Origin of the sequence: Streptomyces bambusae (genome assembly GCF_019400985.1) — a bacterium.
In the GTDB taxonomy this organism is placed as follows: Bacteria; Actinomycetota; Actinomycetes; order Streptomycetales; family Streptomycetaceae; genus Streptomyces; species Streptomyces bambusae_A.
This window is the reverse complement of the sequence record NZ_WTFF01000056.1, coordinates 1-15,460: the sequence shown is the minus strand read 5'-3', so window position 1 is coordinate 15,460 and position 15,460 is coordinate 1. Positions and strand designations below refer to the sequence as shown.

At 71.3% G+C, this 15,460-nt stretch carries 15 protein-coding genes; 7 read left to right on the top strand and 8 right to left on the bottom strand.

The features are described 5' to 3' along the window. The first annotated feature begins 165 nt into the window (after window positions 1-165). Window positions 166-927 carry a TerD family protein gene (locus GPJ59_RS10985; protein ID WP_219666516.1) on the top strand — a complete coding sequence of 254 codons (762 nt, stop codon included), beginning with the start codon at window positions 166-168 and terminating at the stop codon, window positions 925-927. Between the two features lie 76 nt (window positions 928-1,003). On the opposite strand, the gene GPJ59_RS10980 is transcribed toward GPJ59_RS10985, so the two are convergent. The 6 genes from GPJ59_RS10980 to GPJ59_RS10955 all read right to left on the bottom strand — a co-directional run bounded on the left by GPJ59_RS10980 (window position 1,004) and on the right by GPJ59_RS10955 (window position 5,470). Next, complete coding sequence (locus GPJ59_RS10980; protein ID WP_219666515.1) at window positions 1,004-1,744, bottom strand: TerD family protein; 741 nt, start codon at window positions 1,742-1,744, stop codon at window positions 1,004-1,006. Window positions 1,745-1,900: 156 nt separating this feature from the next. Continuing rightward, window positions 1,901-3,022 carry a DUF475 domain-containing protein gene (locus GPJ59_RS10975; RefSeq protein WP_219666513.1) on the bottom strand — a complete coding sequence of 374 codons (1,122 nt, stop codon included), beginning with the start codon at window positions 3,020-3,022 and terminating at the stop codon, window positions 1,901-1,903. Between the two features lie 25 nt (window positions 3,023-3,047). Beyond that, window positions 3,048-3,623 carry a TerD family protein gene (locus GPJ59_RS10970; RefSeq protein WP_219666511.1) on the bottom strand — a complete coding sequence of 192 codons (576 nt, stop codon included), beginning with the start codon at window positions 3,621-3,623 and terminating at the stop codon, window positions 3,048-3,050. A gap of 106 nt (window positions 3,624-3,729) precedes the next feature. Beyond that, a complete protein-coding gene (locus tag GPJ59_RS10965; protein WP_219666509.1) occupies window positions 3,730-4,305 on the bottom strand; it encodes a TerD family protein in 576 nt (191 codons plus the stop codon). 139 nt (window positions 4,306-4,444) lie between these two features. Further along, entirely contained in the window at window positions 4,445-4,903 is a 459-nt protein-coding gene (locus tag GPJ59_RS10960; protein WP_219666507.1) for a peroxiredoxin, read from the bottom strand. Between the two features lie 135 nt (window positions 4,904-5,038). After that, the gene (locus GPJ59_RS10955) at window positions 5,039-5,470 is read right to left on the bottom strand and encodes a DUF3052 domain-containing protein (protein ID WP_219666505.1); all 432 of its coding nucleotides are present in this window, start codon (window positions 5,468-5,470) and stop codon (window positions 5,039-5,041) included. 481 nt (window positions 5,471-5,951) lie between these two features. On the opposite strand from GPJ59_RS10955, the gene aceE reads away from it, so the two are divergent. The 3 genes from aceE (at window position 5,952) to GPJ59_RS10940 (ending at window position 10,412) form a co-directional block, all read left to right on the top strand. Next, the gene (aceE, locus tag GPJ59_RS10950; protein WP_219666503.1) at window positions 5,952-8,684 is read left to right on the top strand and encodes a pyruvate dehydrogenase (acetyl-transferring), homodimeric type; all 2,733 of its coding nucleotides are present in this window, start codon (window positions 5,952-5,954) and stop codon (window positions 8,682-8,684) included. 125 nt (window positions 8,685-8,809) lie between these two features. After that, complete coding sequence (locus GPJ59_RS10945; protein WP_219666493.1) at window positions 8,810-9,685, top strand: potassium channel family protein; 876 nt, start codon at window positions 8,810-8,812, stop codon at window positions 9,683-9,685. 103 nt (window positions 9,686-9,788) lie between these two features. After that, a complete protein-coding gene (locus GPJ59_RS10940; protein WP_219666491.1) occupies window positions 9,789-10,412 on the top strand; it encodes a DUF5133 domain-containing protein in 624 nt (207 codons plus the stop codon). A 62-nt stretch (window positions 10,413-10,474) separates the two neighbouring features. Here GPJ59_RS10940 and GPJ59_RS10935 read toward each other — a convergent pair whose 3' ends face one another. Further along, window positions 10,475-10,849 (bottom strand): peptidase inhibitor family I36 protein, encoded by a 375-nt coding sequence (locus GPJ59_RS10935; protein ID WP_219666489.1) that lies wholly within the window; start codon window positions 10,847-10,849, stop codon window positions 10,475-10,477. Between the two features lie 191 nt (window positions 10,850-11,040). Continuing rightward, window positions 11,041-12,648, bottom strand: a complete 1,608-nt coding sequence (locus GPJ59_RS10930) for an MFS transporter (protein ID WP_219666487.1) — start codon at window positions 12,646-12,648, stop codon at window positions 11,041-11,043. A 113-nt stretch (window positions 12,649-12,761) separates the two neighbouring features. Between GPJ59_RS10930 and GPJ59_RS10925 the strand changes: the two genes are divergently transcribed. The 3 genes from GPJ59_RS10925 to GPJ59_RS10915 all read left to right on the top strand — a co-directional run. After that, window positions 12,762-13,415, top strand: coding sequence for a TetR/AcrR family transcriptional regulator (locus GPJ59_RS10925; RefSeq protein WP_219666485.1), 654 nt, complete (start codon window positions 12,762-12,764; stop codon window positions 13,413-13,415). A gap of 487 nt (window positions 13,416-13,902) precedes the next feature. Then, window positions 13,903-15,051 (top strand): alpha/beta hydrolase family protein, encoded by a 1,149-nt coding sequence (locus GPJ59_RS10920; RefSeq protein ID WP_258024215.1) that lies wholly within the window; start codon window positions 13,903-13,905, stop codon window positions 15,049-15,051. A gap of 5 nt (window positions 15,052-15,056) precedes the next feature. Beyond that, window positions 15,057-15,460, top strand: a 404-nt coding sequence (locus GPJ59_RS10915; protein ID WP_219666481.1) for a DUF4429 domain-containing protein, incomplete at its 3' end; no start/stop codon positions are given.

The following is a 15,460-nucleotide window of genomic DNA, read 5'->3' as shown; positions in this document are numbered from 1 at the left end:
ACGTACGAATGAGATTCAAGAGTTCCCCGAGCACATGAAATCCAGGTAACTCTCTCGCACCATGCCCACGTCTTCGACGGGGGACAAGGCCCGTGCAGCGGGACACGCCGTTCCAACGGGGGGCCGCATTGTTCCGCTCCGCCCCGGGAGGGCAGGATGACGGGCATGACGCACGCGATGCAGAAGGGCTCGAACATCCCGGTGACCCCCTCGGTGGTCCGGGCTGTACTGCGCTGGACCGGTGGGCCGGACGTACCGGACGTGGACGCCTCGGCGCTGCTCGTGGGCCCGGACGGGCGGGTGCGTTCCGACGAGGACTTCGTCTTCTACAACCAGCCGCGGCACCCCTCGGGCGCCGTGTGGCGGCTGGGCAAGAAGCAGATCGGCGACGCGGTCACGGACGCGGTGCAGGCCGAGCTGGGCGCGGTCCCGCCGGTCGTGGACCGGGTGCTGGTGGTCGCCTCGGCCGAGGACGTGCCGTTCGAACGGGTCCGGGACCTGCGGATCCTGCTGTACGACGCCACGGTCGAGGGCGGCGCGGAGCCGCTCGCGTACTTCGACGTACGGCCCGAGACGGGCGCCGAGACCGCGCTGATCTGCGGGGAGCTGTACCGGCGCGGGGACGGGTGGAAGTTCCGCGCGCTCGGCGAGGGCTACTCGAACGGGCTGGAGGGCCTGGCCACCGACCACGGCATCTCGGTGGACGAGAACGCCCCGGTGCCCGGGGCCGCGGACGACGACCGCACCGCCGCGATGAGCCCGCCGGCGGCGGGACCCGCCGTGCCGGCCCCGCCGACGCAGGCGCCGCCGGCGGTGCAGCCCGCGTACGGGTATCCGCAGCAGGTGTCGCCGGTGCCGGTGCCGGGGCCCGGCGGGGACCCGTCGTTCCGGCTGCCGGTGCAGGGACCGCAGTTCATCCGCCGCTGACGCCGTCGGCGCCGCTGATGCCGCTGATGCCGCTCACACCGGTGCCCCGCAGGGCACCGGTACCGGGCGTCCCCGCTCAGGCCTTCGTGCTCTTGTAGCCGCGGCCCCACTGCAGGCCCCAGCCGTACAGCCGGTCCAGCTCCGCCTGGAAGCCGTAGACGAACTTCACCTCGCGCCGCACGACCAGCTCGCCCTTGACGTTCTCCAGGGACAGCACGGCGCAGCTGCGCGCCTGCGGCTGCCGCTCGTCCAGGGCGATCTCTATCCGCGGACCCGTGCTCGGGTACAGGGTGACCAGGGCGTGGGTGCGGTCGAAGGCCGGGGTCTGGTCGTAGATGTATACGAAGACCAGCAGCCGCTTGATCTCGTCCGCGTGGTCGAGGTTGATGAAGATCGTCTCGCCGGACGGGGCCCCGAACCGGTCGTCCCCGCTGAGCTTGACGTACGGCGGGCCGTTGAGGTCGCCGAGGAAGTTGCCCAGGGGCTGGACGACGCCGCGGGAGCCGTCGGTGAGCTCGTAGAGGCAGCCGATGTCCAGGTCCACGTTCACCATGCCCTGGGTGTGCGCCTGCACCATGTCGGGCTTGAACAGCTTGAACGGGTGCCGCAGCAGGCTCGCGCCCCCCGATTCGCCGCCGCCGAAGTCCGAGGTACGCATCCGCCAGGACAGGTTGACCCGCAGGTTGCCGCTGACGGCGCCCTGTTTGGTGAGGGACACCGTGGGTTGTCGCCTGGTGAGCTCGATCGCGTTGGACGAGGCGTTGCCCGACTGGAACTGCGCGGCGCGGCCGCCCCTGAGGCCGTCGAAGAATCCCATCCCTGTCCCCCCACACAATCCACACGACCCGCACGACCGGTCGACGTAAGAGTCAACGTAAAGAGCGGGGCGGCCTGGGGGTCCCCCCGGACAAAGTCCGGGGAGCGGACATCCCCTTGCCGCCCCGCCTTGGAGCGTTCCGCAATCTCCCCCGGCCTATGCCTGGGCGGCGGTCCCCTCTTCCTCCAGGGCCAGGCGCTTGTTGCGGCGGACCGAGGACCAGAAGGACCAGGCGATGAGCAGCACGCCGACGAGGCCGGTGATCACCTCGTGGATCTCGTACTGGATGGTGACGAGGAGGATCACGGCGAGGGCGCCGATCGCGTAGTGGGCGCCGTGCTCCAGGTAGACGTAGTCGTCCAGGGTGCCCTGGCGGACCAGGTAGACCGTGAGCGAGCGGACGTACATGGCGCCGATGCCGAGGCCCAGGGCCATCAGCACGATGTCGTTGGTGATGGCGAAGGCGCCGATGACGCCGTCGAAGGAGAAGGACGCGTCCAGGACCTCCAGGTAGAGGAACATGAAGAACGCGGCCTTGCCGGCGAGGGCGACCGCCGAGACGGGCTTGCCGGAGCGCTTGGCCTCCTCCTCGGCCTCGTGCTCGGCCTCCTCCTCTTCCTCCAGCTTGTTCTCGAAGTAGCCGGAGAGGCCGCCGACGATCAGGTACGTGATCAGGCCGGCGATGCCGGAGAGCAGGACGGTCTGCGCCTTGTCCACGTGCACGCCGCCGTGCTGGTGGGCCTGGGTGGCGACGGTCATCGCGGCGACCAGCAGGACGATGAGCGCGATGCAGACCGACAGCATGTCGATCTTGCCGAGCTTGGCCAGCGGACGCTCCAGCCACGCGAGCCACTTGATGTCCCGGTCCTCGAAGATGAAGTCCAGGAAGATCATCAGCAGGAACATCCCGCCGAACGCGGCGATCGCCGGGTGGGCGTCCGTGACCAGCTGCTCGTACATCTCCTTGTCGGTCATCGCCAGGTTCACGGCCTCGATGGGGCCGATCTTGGCGCTGATCGCGACGATCACGACGGGGAAGACCAGTCGCATACCGAAGACGGCGATGAGCACGCCGACGGTGAGGAAGATCTTCTGCCAGAAGGCATTCATCTTCTTCAGGATTCCGGCGTTGACCACTGCGTTGTCGAAGGACAGCGAGATCTCGAGGATCGACAGGATCGCAACGACGCTGAAGCCGGTCCACCCCCCGTAGAACACCGCTGCGACCAGGCCGAGCGCAGTGACTGCGAACGACCAGCCGAAGGTTTTCAGAACCACTGGCACCCCATCGTCTTGTACGGCTTTACGAAACGTTGACCCCGAAGTCTAGAGCGATGCCCCTCAGCCCCGACGCGTACCCCTGTCCTACCGCCCGGAACTTCCATTCGCCCCCGTAGCGGTAGACCTCGCCGAAGATCATCGCGGTTTCGCTGGAGGCGTCCTCGGAGAGGTCGTAGCGGGCGAGCTCCTGGCCGTCCGCCTGGTTCACCACGCGGATGAAGGCATTGCTGACCTGGCCGAAGCTCTGGCGGCGGGCGTCCGCCTCGTGGATGGAGACCGGGAAGACGATCTTGTCGACCTGGGCGGGGACCTTGGTCAGGTCGACCAGAATCGATTCGTCGTCGCCGTCACCCTCGCCGGTGAGGTTGTCACCCGTGTGTTCGACGGAGCCCTCGGGGCTGCGCAGGTTGTTGTAGAAGATGAAGTACTGGTCACCGAGCACCCGGCCGCCGCTGCACATCAGCGCGCTGGCGTCGAGGTCGAAGTCGGCCCCGGTGGTCGAGCGCGCGTCCCATCCGAGCCCCACCAGAACCCGGGTCAGGTTCGGTGCGGCCTTGGAGAGGGAGACGTTGCCCCCCTTGGCGAGTGTGACGCCCATGCTGTGGTCCTCCCCGTACGACGTGGTGGTGGCGAAAGCATGACAAGCGCGTCCGGCGCCGTACACACTTCGGTGCACGGCGCCGGACGGGTGTGGAGCTCTCGGCTCAGACGTTGACGCCGAAGTCCTGGGCGATGCCGCGCAGGCCGGAGGCGTACCCCTGGCCGATGGCGCGGAACTTCCACTCCGCGCCGTGGCGGTACAGCTCGCCGAAGACCATGGCGGTCTCGGTCGAGGCGTCCTCGGAGAGGTCGTAGCGGGCGAGCTCGGTGTTGTCGGCCTGGTTCACGACGCGGATGTAGGCGTTGCGGACCTGGCCGAAGCTCTGCTGGCGGGTCTCGGCCTCGTAGATCGAGACCGGGAAGACGATCTTGGCCACGTCGGCCGGGACACCGGCGAGGTTCACCTTGATCTGCTCGTCGTCGCCCTCGCCCTCACCCGTGAGGTTGTCACCGGTGTGCTCCACGGAGCCGTCGGGGCTCTTGAGGTTGTTGAAGAAGACGAAGTTGCCGTCGTGCCCGACCTTGCCCTGGTCATTGGTGAGCAGGGCGCTGGCGTCGAGGTCGAAGTCGACGCCGGTGGTGGTGCGAGCGTCCCAGCCCAGACCGACGATGACCGCCGTCAGGTTGGGGGCGGCCTTGGTCAGCGAGACGTTGCCGCCCTTGCTGAGGCTGACTCCCACGGGTCCTCCATTGATGTTCTCGGGTGGGGCGGGGCCCCGTCGTGCTGTCTCTGTCCGGATCAACGTGTCGATCCTAGTGACGGGTTCCCGCCGCTAACGGGTTTTCCTGCGGCCGGCCGGACCGGGCCGCCCGGGCCGGTCAGAGGCTGTCGAGGGCCTTGATGTACTCGTTCAGGTCACGGGCGTCGGGCAGCCCGTTGACGACGGTCCAGCGCACGATGCCGTCCTTGTCGATGATGAAGGTGCCGCGGACCGCGCAGCCCTTCTCCTCGTCGAGGACGCCGTAGGCGCGGGAGGTCTCGCCGTGCGGCCAGAAGTCGGACAGCAGCGGGTACTCCAGCTGCTCCTGCTCGGCGAAGACGCGCAGGGTCGGGACGGAGTCGTTGGAGACGGCCAGCAGCTGGACGTCGTCGTTCTGGAAGCGCGGCAGCTGGTCGCGCAGCTCGCACAGCTCACCCGTGCAGACGCCGGTGAAGGCGAAGGGGTAGAAGAGCAGGACGACGTTCTTCTCGCCGCGGAAGTCGGACAGCCGCACGGTCCGGCCGTGGTTGTCCTTGAGCTCGAAGTCCGGGGCCTTGGTGCCGACCTCGATCGTCATCTCTCGCATCCCTCCATTGATCCGTTCGGGTGGGACCCAGCCTATGGCCTGACGGCGGCGCGTACGGAAGAACCCCGCCGCCCTCGGGGGGTCGGCGGGGTTCTCCTCACGGTCCGCTCGGCTGCGGGGCGCGGCTCAGCGCTTGGACTTGGCCGCCTTGGGGGTCTTCAGCCGCTGGGCCGACCACTCCTTGCCCACGCTGAAGCCCTTGCCCGGCGTCAGGCCGGCGAGCTTGGCGGCCTCGCTGATGTCGCTGGCCTCGACGAAGCCGGGGCGTCCCGTCTTCGGGGTCAGCAGCAGAATCAGCGCGTCCTCCTCGACGAGTTCAGTGGCGTCGACCAGTGTGTCCGTCAGGTCGCCGTCCTCGTCGCGGAACCACAGCAGCACCGCGTCGGCCACGTCGTCGTAGTCCTCGTCGACGAGATCGTTGCCGATGAATTCCTCGATCTCCTCGCGGAACTCCTGATCGACGTCGTCGTCGTAGCCGATCTCCTGGACCACCTGTTCGGACTGGAAACCCAGCCGGGCGGCCAGGCTGCTCTCCGCGTGGTCCGCGGTCGCGCTCACGGGGTGCCTCCTGCTCATGTTCGGTGAATGTCTCGGCCGCGCGCGTACGCGCAGCATTGGGCGTAGTCCACACGGGAGCGGCGGATCGCGCAAGTACCCGACGGTCGAGACCGTCGAAACGGTGACGATTGCGGCCGTCTCACCGCAACTTCCGCCACGTCCGTACCGCCTCCTCCCGCCGCGCCGCCATGCGTCCTGCGTGATCCATGCCACACCATTCCAGGATATTCGGCAGCTCCTCGCCGTTTTCCTACTCCGTCGGGGGACAAAGCGCGGCGCGAAGCGGATCAGGACCCCCGCGGATCACCGCCCGGGGTGCGGGCGTAAGGTTGCGATGTGTCCGGACCATCCCCTTGTGTACCCCTGCCCGGCAGCAACTTGTCAGGGGTTACCCCCTGGTAAAGATGAAGATTCCGGGCCCGCGGTGGACGATGGAGCCGGTGTGACCCATGGCACGACTCCCCGAAAGCGAAGGAACAGCGTGGCTTCCGCATCCGATCGCAACCCGATCATCATTGGCGGCCTTCCGAGCCAGGTCCCGGATTTCGACCCCGAAGAGACCCAGGAGTGGCTCGACTCCCTTGACGCCGCCGTCGACGAGCGGGGCCGTGAGCGGGCCCGCTACCTGATGCTGCGGCTGATCGAGCGGGCCCGCGAACGGCGTGTGGCCGTGCCCGAGATGCGTAGCACGGACTACGTCAACACCATCGCCACCAGGGACGAGCCGTTCTTCCCGGGCAACGAGGAGATCGAGCGCAGGATCCTCAACGCCACCCGCTGGAACGCGGCCGTGATGGTCTCCCGGGCCCAGCGCCCGGGCATCGGAGTCGGCGGTCACATCGCCACCTTCGCCTCCTCCGCCTCGCTCTACGACGTGGGCTTCAACCACTTCTTCCGGGGCAAGGACGAGGGCGACGGCGGCGACCAGATCTTCTTCCAGGGCCACGCCTCGCCCGGTGTCTACGCGCGCGCCTACCTGCTGGACCGGCTCTCCGAGCAGCAGCTCGACGCGTTCCGCCAGGAGAAGTCCAAGGCCCCGTACGGCCTGTCGAGCTACCCGCACCCGCGGCTGATGCCGGACTTCTGGGAGTTCCCGACCGTCTCGATGGGCCTCGGCCCGATCGGCGCGATCTACCAGGCCCGGATGAACCGCTACATGGAGGCGCGCGGCATCGCGGACACCTCCAAGTCCCACGTGTGGGCGTACCTCGGCGACGGCGAGATGGACGAGCCGGAGTCGCTCGGCCAGCTGACGCTCGCCGCCCGCGAGGGCCTGGACAACCTGACCTTCGTGGTCAACTGCAACCTCCAGCGCCTCGACGGCCCGGTCCGCGGCAACGGCAAGATCATCCAGGAGTTGGAGTCGGTCTTCCGCGGCGCCGGCTGGAACGTCATCAAGCTCATCTGGGACCGCTCCTGGGACCCGCTGCTGGCCCAGGACCGCGACGGCATCCTGGTCAACAAGATGAACTCGACCCCGGACGGGCAGTTCCAGACGTACGCCACCGAGACCGGCGCGTACATCCGCGACCACTTCTTCGGCGAGGACCAGCGGCTGCGCGCCATGGTCGAGAACATGACCGACGACCAGATCCTGCACCTGGGCCGCGGCGGCCACGACCACAAGAAGATCTACGCGGCGTACGCGGCGGCGCGCGCCCACAAGGGCCAGCCCACCGTCATCCTGGCGAAGACGATCAAGGGCTGGACCCTCGGCCCGAACTTCGAGGGCCGCAACGCGACCCACCAGATGAAGAAGCTGACGGTCGACGACCTCAAGCGCTTCCGCGACCGTCTGCACCTGCCGATCACGGACGCCCAGCTGGAGAACGGCGCCCCGCCGTACTACCACCCGGGCCGGGACTCGGAAGAGATCCAGTACATGCACGACCGGCGCAGCGCCCTGGGCGGCTACGTGCCCAGCCGTGTGGTGCGCGCCAAGCCGCTGGCGCTGCCGGGCGACGCGACCTACGCGGCGGTCAAGAAGGGCTCGGGCCAGCAGTCGATCGCCACCACCATGGCCTTCGTGCGGCTGCTGAAGGACCTGATGCGGGACAAGGAGCTCGGCAAGCGCTTCGTGCTGATCGCGCCGGACGAGTACCGCACCTTCGGCATGGACTCGTTCTTCCCGAGCGCCAAGATCTACAACCCGCTGGGCCAGCAGTACGAGGCGGTCGACCGCGAACTGCTGCTCGCCTACAAGGAGTCGCCGACCGGCCAGATGCTGCACGACGGCATCTCGGAGGCGGGCTGCACGGCCTCGCTGATCGCCGCGGGCTCGGCGTACGCGACCCACGGCGAGCCGCTGATCCCGGTCTACGTCTTCTACTCGATGTTCGGATTCCAGCGCACGGGTGACCAGTTCTGGCAGATGGCCGACCAGCTGGCGCGCGGTTTCGTGCTCGGCGCGACCGCCGGCCGGACCACCCTGACGGGTGAGGGCCTCCAGCACGCCGACGGCCACTCCCAGCTGCTGGCGTCGACGAACCCGGGCTGCGTGGCGTACGACCCCGCCTACGGCTACGAGATCGCGCACATCGTCCAGGACGGTCTGCGGCGGATGTACGGGCCCGAGTCGGAGGACGTCTTCTACTACCTGACCGTCTACAACGAGCCGATCCAGCACCCGGCGGAGCCGGCGGACGTGGACGTGGAGGGCATCCTCAAGGGCATCCACCGCGTGTCCGCGGGCACGGCGGGCAGCATCCCGGCGCAGATCATGGCCTCGGGCGTGGCCGTGCCGTGGGCGCTGGAGGCGCAGCGGATCCTGGCCGAGGAGTGGAACGTCAAGGCGGACGTCTGGTCGGCGACCTCCTGGAACGAGCTGCGCCGTGAGGCCGTCGAGGTGGACCGGCACAACCTGCTCCACCCGGAGGAGGAGCAGCGCGTCCCGTACGTGACGCAGAAGCTGTCGTCGGGCGAGGGCCCGTTCGTGGCGGTCTCGGACTGGATGCGGTCCGTCCCGGACCAGATCTCCCGCTGGGTGCCCGGCGCGTACACCTCGCTGGGCGCGGACGGCTTCGGCTTCGCGGACACCCGCGGCGCGGCCCGGCGCTTCTTCCACATCGACGCCCAGTCGGTGGTGCTGGCGGTGCTGACCGAGCTCGCCAAGGCCGGCCGGATCGACCGCTCGGCGCTGAAGCAGGCGGTGGACCGCTACCAGCTGCTGGACGTGGCGGCGGCCGAACCGGGCGCCGCGGGCGGCGACGCGTAGGAGCACGCACGCGCGGTGGGCGCGGGGCCCGAACCCCCGCGCGCCGCGGCGATCGCCGCGGGTGGAGCGGGTTCCGGCCTGGCCGGGGCCCGCTCCCGCGCGCGGGTGTCCCTACGATGCCCCGCATGAAGGTTCAGCCCGCGCAGGTCCGCTGGGAGCGGCGCACACAGACCCCCTTGCTCGCCCTCGCGGTGCTCTTCGCCGTCGCGTACGCGGTGCCGATCGTCGCGCCGGACGCGAGCGCGGCGGTGCACCGGGCGTGCGCGTACGCCGAATGGGCCGTGTGGGGGGCGTTCGCCCTGGACTACGTCATCCGGCTGGGGCTGGCGGCCGACCGCCGGCGCTTCGTCCGCACGCACTGGCTCGACCTGGCGGCGGTGGTGCTGCCGCTGGTCCAGCCGCTGCGGCTGCTCCGGCTGGTCGCCACGCTGCTGCTGGTGGGGCGGCGGGCCCGGATGGCCCCGCAGATCCGGCTCACCACGTACGTGGCGGGCGCGGTGGTGGGGCTGATGATGTTCGGCTCGCTGGCGGTGCTGAGCGTGGAGCGGGACGCCCCGGACGGCAACATCAAGAACCTGGGCGACGCGGTGTGGTGGAGCTTCACCACGATGACCACGGTCGGCTACGGCGACCACTCCCCCACCACGGGCCTGGGCCGGGTGCTCGCGGTCGGGCTGATGCTGTCCGGGATCGCGCTGCTCGGTGTGGTGACCGCGAACATCGCGGCCTGGTTCATCGCCCGCTTCGAGCGGGACGACCGCGCCGAGCGGATCCATCTGGCGGCCCTGCGGGACCTCCAGGCGGAGATCCGGGAACTGCGCGCCGAGGTGGCCCGGCTGAGCAAGGCCGCAGTCCCGGCGCCGGACACCGTCCCGGGCACGGGCACGGCCCCGGGTACAGGCGCGGGCACGGCCCCGGTCCCGTCCCCGGGCGCGGGCGCGGCCCCGGGCGCGGTCCCGGCGTCCGGCGGAACCGGGCCCGAGGTCTCCCGGCTCCCCTGAACCCGCGGCCGCCCCCGTGGCCGGCCCCCGGCCCCGGGCGACGACGTGTGGCCGTCGGGGGCCGGTGCTTAGATGGGCGGGGGTGCTTTCGAGAGGATGGCCCATGACGCACTCCGCCGCGGCGTACTCCCACGGTCCCGCCCCGACGCCCCCCGCCGACCGGGCCGTTGCCGACACCCGCACCACCACCCGAACGGGTGAAAGCCCCGCGGTCGCCATGGCCGTCGGCATGGTGATGGCCCTGACCCCCGCCTCGGCCCGTACCGCCCGGAGGGTGCTGGCCACCACGGCCGCGGCGACCGGCCTGAGCGTGGCCGAGGTGGCCCGCGTCCTGGTCACCCGGGTGCCAGGGGTACCGGTCACCGGACCCCTGGGGCGTGCTCTGCGCCATGCCGTCCAGCTGGCCCGCACCGCACCCGCCGGGGCCGCGGCCCCCAGCAGGCTCCCGGTCCCCGGCGGCTTCCGGGCCTTCCTCGGCGGCGGGGACGACGCCGAGGAAGGCCCGGGCCCCGCCCCGCGGCTGGCCCCCGACCGCCGCTACACGGCGCGCGTGCTGGCCCGGTATCTGGCCTGCGACGCGGCTGCCCGCGCCGCCCCGGCGGACGGGGACGCCCGCCGGGACCTGGACGACGCCGCGTACACGCTGTGCGTGCTGATGGCCGGCCGCACCCCGCAGGAGGCGGTCCGGGCGGCCCGGGCGTACCTGGCCGGCCCGCAAGCCCCGTAGACCCGGCAGACCCGTAGATCCGTAGGCCCGTAGCCCGTGGACCCGTGGACCCGTGGACCCGGCTAACTCTCCCGGAGCTTGAAGGCCCGTACGTGGTACGGCGACTGCGGGAGCCAGACCCCGTCGCCCGGATAGGTCTGGAACTCCCCCGTCTCGTCGCACTGCGCCGACTGGAACGTGGTCACGGGCCGGCCCGTCCGGTTGGCGAGCGCCTGTGCGCTGCGGCCCGGCGGCAGCGGGGTGCACGCGTCCACGTCGAGCGTGCTCAGCTCGTGGACCTGCCGGCCGCCCGTGAAGTCCGGCTTCGCCCACAGGCACAGCTGGCCGGCTCCGCAGGTTCCGAGCACCGGGGGCGCGGCGTGCGCCTGCGGGGCGCTGGGCAGCAGCGCCGTCAGGGTCAGCGCGGCGGCGGCGAGGAAGGCGTGGGTGGTGCGCATGTCGATCAGCTCCCGAGTCGTCGATGGGTTCGCATCGGTGTACGAGACCCACGCTGACCTGCGGCGACAGGCGAGCGGAAGACCCTCCGGGCCGGATCACCCGGATAGGTGACCGCCCCGCCGGAAGACTCCGGCGGGGCGGTTCGGCGTACCGCCGTTGACCCTCGGGGAACCTCGGCGGGGCGCTCGTCCTAGATGTGGCCGGCGCCCGCGCCCGGGGCCGCGTGCGCGCCCCGCTTGGTGAAGCCGGCGACGACCGCGGCGAGCACCGCGACGATCCCGGCGACGGTGAAGGCCGTGCTCATGCCGTCCACGAAGGTCTCGTGCGTGACGGTGGTGATCGTCTGCACCACCTCCGGCGGCAGGCCCGGCGTGACCGGCGCCACGCCGACCGAGACGGCGGTCTCGGCTCCGGCGAGCTGCTCGGGGCTCAGCGGGGGCAGCCCGGCGCCGGCCCAGTTGTCCCCGAAGGTGTCACTGACCGTGCCGGCCATGACGGCGCCGAGGACGGCGGTGCCGAGGCTGCCGCCGACCTGCATCGCGGCCTGCTGGAGGCCGCCGGCCACGCCGGAGAGCTCCAGCGGGGCGTTGCCGACGATGACCTCGGTGGCGCCGACCATGACGGGGGCGAGGCCGAGCCCGAGCAGGGCGAACCACAGTGACATGGTCAGGGTGCCGGTCTCCGGGGTGAGCCGGGACATCCCGAAGCAGGCAGCGGCGGTGGCGACCATGCCGAGCACGAGCGGGACGCGCGGGCCGACCTTGGTGATGGCGGCGCCGGCCAGCGGCGAGCCGACGATCATCATGCCGGTGAGCGGCAGCAGGTGCAGACCGCTGTCGACCGGGCTCATGCCGTGCACGTTCTGCAGGTAGAAGGTGACGAAGAACAGGCCGCCCATGAAGGCGAAGGCCATCAGCACCATCAGCACGGTGCCGGCGGACAGCGGCAGCGAGCGGAACATGCCGAGCGGGATGAGCGGTTCGGAGACCTTGGTCTCCCAGACGGCGAAGATCCCGAAGCACAGCACGGACGCGGCCAGGAACAGCAGGGTCCTCGAATCGCCCCAGCCCCACTCGGCGGCCTTGATCAGCGCCCAGACCAGGGAGAACATCGCGGCCGACAGCAGCACGACGCCCGGCAGGTCGAAGGAGCGCGGGGCGTTCTCGGCACGGTGGTCGAGCAGGATCGCCAGGCCGAAGGCCAGCGCGATCACGCCGACCGGGATGTTGATGAAGAAGACGGACTGCCAGCTGACGTGCTCGACGAGCAGGCCGCCGACGATCGGGCCGGCGGCGGTGGAGGCGCCGATGACCATGCCCCAGATGCCGATGGCCATGTTGAGCTTCTCGGCGGGGAAGGTCGCCCGCAGCAGGCCGAGCGCGGCCGGCATCAGCAGCGCGCCGAACAGGCCCTGCGCGACCCGGAAGCCGATGACCAGCTCGACGCCGGAGGACAGGCCGATGGCGGCGGAGGAGGCCGCGAAACCGGCGATGCCGATGAGGAAGGTCTGGCGGTGGCCGAAGCGGTCACCGAGCTTGCCCGCCGTGATGAGCGAGACGGCAAGCGCGAGCAGATAGCCGTTGGTGATCCACTGGACCTCGGCGAGGGTGGCGCCCAGGTCGGCGGTTATCGCGGGGTTGGCGACGGCCACGATGGTGCCGTCGAGGGTGACCATCATGACTCCGATGGCGACGGCGAAGAGCGTCAACCACGGATGACCTCGCAGGCCGCTGCGGACCGGGCCGGGCCCCTGTTTGTCGAGGGACACCTGTCCGTCGACGGTGATCTGACTAGTCATGCGGACAGGCTATTGACAGCGACTGACAGTTCACAAACGGGTTAGCGGGACGGCCACTGTCAGGTCGGTCACAGGTACCCTGACCGCCTCGCAGCGTCAGAGAGGACCCCGCCGTGACCACCGCCCAGCAGTCCGCGCCGTCGGCGCCGGCCGGACTGCGCGAACGCAAGAAGCGGCGCACGCGCGACGCGCTGCTGCGCGCCGCGCTCGTCCTGTTCGTCTCCCAGGGGTACGAGCAGACGACCGTCGACGAGATCACCGAGGCCGTCGACGTCTCCCAGCGCACCTTCTTCCGCTACTTCGCTAACAAGGAGGAGGCCGCCTTCGCCGTCCAGGACCTGGTCGAGCAGCACTTCGTGGCCGCCCTGCGGGCCCGCCCGGCCGCCGAGGGGCCGCTGCTGGCGATGCGCAACGCCGTGCTCTGCTCCTGGGCCACCGTCGGCGAGGCCATCGCCGAGATGGTCCCGGTGGACCTGTACATGCGGACGTACCAGCTCATCGAGTCCACGCCGGCGCTGCTCGCCGTGCACCTGCGCCGGTCGACCGAGCTGGAGGAGAAGATCGCGCGGCTGATCGCCGAGCGCGAGGGGCTCGACGTCGAGGCCGATCCGCGGCCGCGGGTGGCCGTCGCCGCCTTCTCCGGGGTGATGCGGGTGACCGGGCGGCTGTGGGGCCAGGGCGAGGACACCAGCGTCGAGGCCATCCGCCGGCTGACCGAGCGCTACCTCGACCAGATCGCCCCGGCACTGGCCGCCGACTGGCGCTGAAACGCTCCGCTGCGCCTCCGGAGTCCCCTGCATCTCCGGAGTCCACTGCGTCCCTGGCGTCCCCAGTGTCCCCGGCGTCCCTGGCGTCCACTGCGTCCACTGCGTCCGGAGTTCCGGACCTCCGGGAGCGTGGCCAGGCCGCCGACGTGACGTCCGCAGCCCACGGACGACCCCCGCCCACGGACGACCCCAGGCCACGGGCGTCCCCGGCCTCGGCGGCGTGACGTCCGCCACGTGGATCGCCGGCCGCCGCCCGCTGCCGCCGGCCGCCGGGGCCCGCGGGCCGGAGCGAGCTGCGCAGGCAGGCCCGCCCGCGGCCGGTCGCGGACCGCCCCGAACCGGCCAACTCCCGAGCAGCGTTCGCATGGTGACGCCCGTCACCCTGTGCGTCGCGGCCCGGCGGCGTCTCCTACCCTGGTGCGCAGTGAACGTGTACGACCCCGCCCTCCCCGCCGCCTCGCCGCCCTCCACCACCCTGCGCGCCCTCATGGCGCTCGCGGTGGTCTTCGTCATGCTGGCGACCACCGGCTGGACGGCGGTCCACCGCCCCGACGACGAGGTCTCCCCGCGGGTGGCCGCGCTCGCCGCCTGGGGTGCGGCCCGGATCGACGGCCACCCCGTCCCCTCCGCCGACGCGCCCGCGCGGACGGTGGCCCGCTTCTTCGCCGGGCTCGACGGCGCCCAGCGCGCCCAGCTCGCCGACGGCTACCCGCTCGTGGTCGGCAACCTCGACGGAGTGCCCGCGCAGACCCGCTACCGGGCCAACCGGCGCGCCGTCCTCGACGTCCGCCAGGCCGAGGAGGAGCACGCTCGCGACTACCGGCTGGCCCCGGCCGACCGCACCGAGGCCGGCCGCCGCGCGCACCGGCTCGCCTCGCTCGCCGACCCCGACCGGCAGATCCTCGTCTTCGACCCGACCGGCGACGGCCGCGTCGCCGAGGTCTTCGGCGATCTCGACCGCGCCGAGCGGGTCTCGGTGATCGTCCCCGGCGTGGACACCGGCCTGATCACCTTCGAGCGCACCCAGCGGCACTTCACCGCCCCGCAGGGCATGGCCGAATCCCTCTACGCCGCCCAGCGCGCGGCGGCGCCCGACACCCCGACCGCCGTCATCGCCTGGGCCGGCTACACCACCCCCACCGGGGTCGGTGTCGACGCGGCCACCGGCCGGCTGGCCATGGAGGGCGCCGCACGGCTGGAGTCGCTGACGGCCGCGCTGCCCGGGGACGCCACGGTCGCGCTGTTCTGCCACTCCTACGGATCGGTGGTGTGCGGCCTGGCCGCTCAGCGGCTGCCGGCGCGGGTGACGGACGTGGTGGCGGCCGGCAGCCCGGGCATGCGCGCCGGGAACGTGGCCGGGCTCGGCACCTCGGCGCGGGTGTGGGCCGTACGGGCCGAGGGGGACTGGATCGCCGACGTACCGCACCTGGAGCTGGGCGGGCTGGGGCACGGCGCGGACCCGATGTCGGCGGAGTTCGGGGCGCGCCGGCTGTCGTCGGCGGGCGCCAGGAGCCATACCGCATATTTCGAGCCAGGAACCGGCTCGCTGGACAACTTCGCCAAAATCGGAACGGACTTGCTCAGTTCCGTGGCGTGCGCGGGCGGGGACGACTCGTGCCGGGGCCCCGTACGATAGCCCGTATGGGTGACGTACTGGCCGGAAATCATGCCGTCTGGGAGTTGGATACGGACTCGGTGCTCATCCGCTTCGAACGGGGGATCCGCACACCGAGGCTGTTGTCCGCGCTGGGCCAACGCCGTATCCCCTTCGAGGCGTTGGCCGAGGTGACCGTGACCGCCGGGAAGCGGGACACGCTGGTGCTGCGCGCCGTGCCCAGAGCCGGCGCCGACCCGCTGATGGAAGCCGCGGCGGGTCAGCTGAAGGAGGCGTGCGACCCGTACCGGCTGGTGCTGCCGGCCGACCGCGCGCCCCGCGGGCACGCGCTGGCCGAGGCGCTGCGGGCGGCCGTCGCCGGGCCCGCGGCCGTGCCCCCGGTGGAGCCCCAGCCCGGCGGGCGCCACCCCCCCGCCGATGGCCGGGCCCA